Source organism: Coleofasciculus sp., from assembly GCF_046539235.1.
In the GTDB taxonomy this organism is placed as follows: Bacteria; Cyanobacteriota; Cyanobacteriia; order Cyanobacteriales; family Coleofasciculaceae; genus Coleofasciculus.
The window spans coordinates 1-3284 of record NZ_JBKHHI010000570.1 but is presented as its reverse complement, the minus strand read 5'-3'; the positions used below and the strand labels follow the sequence as shown (position 1 = coordinate 3284).

1 protein-coding gene is annotated in these 3284 nt (G+C 44.9%); it reads right to left on the bottom strand.

The window, feature by feature from the left end; all coding sequences use genetic code 11:
* Positions 1 to 900: 900 nt before the first annotated feature.
* Complete coding sequence (locus ACLFWI_RS28640) at positions 901 to 2952, bottom strand: heavy metal translocating P-type ATPase (protein WP_446415758.1); 2052 nt, start codon at positions 2950 to 2952, stop codon at positions 901 to 903.
* Positions 2953 to 3284 lie beyond the last annotated feature (332 nt).

Below are 3284 nucleotides of genomic sequence, written 5' to 3'. Positions count from 1 at the left end.
TGTCCTCCTTGTCTTGTCCCCACCCTCAAGTAAAAAACCTACACCTGTCAGGGTTAGGGGGGATGGAGAGGGGCTGGGGGTGAAAGGGTTTCAGCCTTACAGCAGTTTGCTCTGCTATGCGGTACATTATCGATCCCCCTCGCATCCCCCATGGAACAAAAAGCTCCCGCATCCTCTGGCTTCCCCCATGGAACAAAAAGCGAAGCATCCTTTGGTCTCCCCCTTTTTAAGGGGGACGGAAGGGGGATCTAAAAGGGAAGAGGGGGATCTAAAAGGGAAGAGGGGGATCTAAAGGGGGACGGAAGGGGGATCTAAAAGGGAAGAGGGGGATCTAAAGGGGGACGGAAGGGGGATCTGAAGGGGGACTTTGATCTACTGTACTTTATTACAGCGCAAAGCGCTGTAAGTTGACAAGCATGTACTCTATCGCCCTCCTACAGGTTATTGGAAAAACGTTTTACTATCACGCGCCCAATAATCTGAACAATTCTTAGCCTGGATGCTGAGAAATTTATAGGGATGTACAGGACATTTTTTATCAGAGTATTTGTTGAAAAATCTACATTTTGAACAGGGGAATGGTTGATGGTAATTGAATAGAGGGAATCTAAAATTAAACGGTTTACCCATTTTTGAATGCTTCAGTTTGAGACCCGCTAAAATCAACCCAATTACCAAAAACCCTAAACTTGTAAAGATTAGTCCCACTCCGTCTTGAGACAATTTTGGTTCATTAACGGCTATGTCATTCAACGCCACTTTTTGGGAGTAAATCGTTTGTGAATCCTTATTTTCAACGGTGTTGCTACTGACGAGTGAGCGATAGAGTTGTTCGTTGGTATTCATGGTAGTCCTCTAAGTTTTACAATTAATTTTAATTTCCACGGTAACTGTTAAATTTTAAGCCAACTTAGTGAGACGTAACATAACCGCATTAATCGCTACAATGACGGTGGAAAGACTCATTAATAATGCCCCGACTGCGGGAGACAATAAAATTCCCCAAGCGTAAGCTACTCCAGCCGCCAGTGGAATTGCAATCACATTATATCCGGTTGCCCAGAATAAGTTTTGAATCATTTTACCGTAGGTTTTTTGTGCCAGTTTTAGGGCTTTGACTGCATCTAATGGATCATCTTCAACTAGGACTAAATCAGCAGATTCAATCGCGATATTCGTTCCTGCACCAATGGCAATTCCCATATTTGCTTCGAGAAGTGCCGCTGCATCGTTAATCCCATCGCCGACAAACGCTACGGAACCATCAGCCTTTAATTTTTTCACAATTGTCACCTTATCTTCGGGGAGAACCCGGGCATAATAACACTCAATTCCTAACTCTTCAGCCACGGATTTTGCCACGGCTTCGGCATCACCTGTCAGCATCACGACTTGAATCTCCATCTCTTTTAACTGATTGACTGCTTTTCTTGCCCGTTCTCGCACTTGATCCGCTAAGGTGATAATGGCAATTGCTTTATTTTCTGCCATCAACACAATGCCACTTTCTCCTCGTTCATCAGCTTTATCCATACCGTTTTGTAGAGATGGGGGGAGATCAATATCCAGTTCTTCTGCCCATTCAGGACGCCCAATGCGATAAAGTTTTCCGTGAATTTCTCCTTCAACACCTCTACCTGCTACCGCGTTAAAATCGGTCATTTCTGGTAAGTCAATGTCTCTAGATTCGGCTGTTTCTACCACAGCTTTAGCCAGGGAATGTTCGGACGAGGTTTCTAAGGCGGCGGCAATTGCTAGGGCGTCTGTTTCGCTTATGTCTTCTGTATAAATGTTCTGAACCCCAAACTGTCCTTCGGTGAGGGTGCCAGTTTTATCAAAAGCAACCGTTTTAATATCTTTTGCCCGTTCTAAAGAATCGCGGTTGCGGACAAGAATGCCGTTTTTAGCCGCGAGGGCGGTAGCACTGACAATAACCAGAGGAATTGCCAAGCCTAAAGCATGGGGACAGGTAATCACGAGAACGGTAACCCCGCGATTGACCGCAAATAGTAAGTCGCGTAATGATAACCAGATGACAAACGTAGTTGTCCCGGCTGCGATCGCGATAATGGTTAACCAGAATGCTGCTTTATCTGCCAATACCTGATAGCCGCTTCTTGACCCTTGGGCTTCTTCGACCAAACGCTTCATCTGGTTAATCGTGGTATCCTCACCCGTGCGGGTAACTTTAACTTTAATTGCCCCTTCTTTATTCACGGAACCTGCAACCACTTCATCTCCCTCTTGTTTGCTAATCGGGCGCGATTCTCCAGTTAAGAATGACTCATCGACGTTTGTATGACCTTCCATAATTTCCCCATCATTGGGAATTTGTTCACCAGGACGGATTAAAATCAGATCATCGGTGGTAATTTGATCAACGGAAACATCTTCGACTTTGCCATTCTTTTGCCGACCTTGGAGGCGATGGGCTTGAGTGGGAACCAACTCGGTTAATTCTTCTAAGGCTTGAGACGCACCCTGAACGGATCGCATTTCAATCCAGTGACCGAGTAACATGACATCGATCAACGTTGCCAATTCCCAGTAAAATGGTTTACCCGGAAGCCCCAGAGACACCGCAAGGCTATAAATAAAAGCGACAGTAATGGCTAGGGCAATTAGGGTCATCATGCCAATTTTGCTGTGGAATTCTTGCCATGCGCCCTTCAGGAAGACCCAGCCCCCATAAAAGTAGATGATAATGCCTAAAACTGGATTAATCCAATTTGAACCCGGAAACTCAATCGCTGAATAGCCAAACCATTGCTGAAATTGGGATGAGAAGTAGAGGATGGGTAAGGTGAGAATTAAACTAATAAAAAAGCGGCGTTTGAACATGGCTGGGTTATGTCCACCATGTCCCCCATGTCCTTGGTGATGAGAGGAATGGTCATGTTGATGTTGCTGGGATGACTCGGTGCGGTTTGGTGTATGATTTGTCTTGGTCATTATATTGATACCCCACGTTCTCTAGAATGAATTATCTGGCTTGACTAACAGGACATTAGGGTAAGAAAACACTCACCGCGTTTCACCCAAGACAACAGCATCTAAGACATTCAGTTGGGCGAAGCCAAAAAACCGCGAACCCGAAAATCCGGCTGATTTTAAGGTGAAGTCAAATTGCTGTCCTCTCGCTTTTTACTGTAGAAAGTTACTGGTGCGATCGCGTCCAACTAGAGAATGAGCTGTAATATCTGACTAAGGGTGGACAAGGGTTTCATTTTGATTTCATGACTTGATGATATGAGAATTTTTTTAGTCGAAGATGAACCCGATTT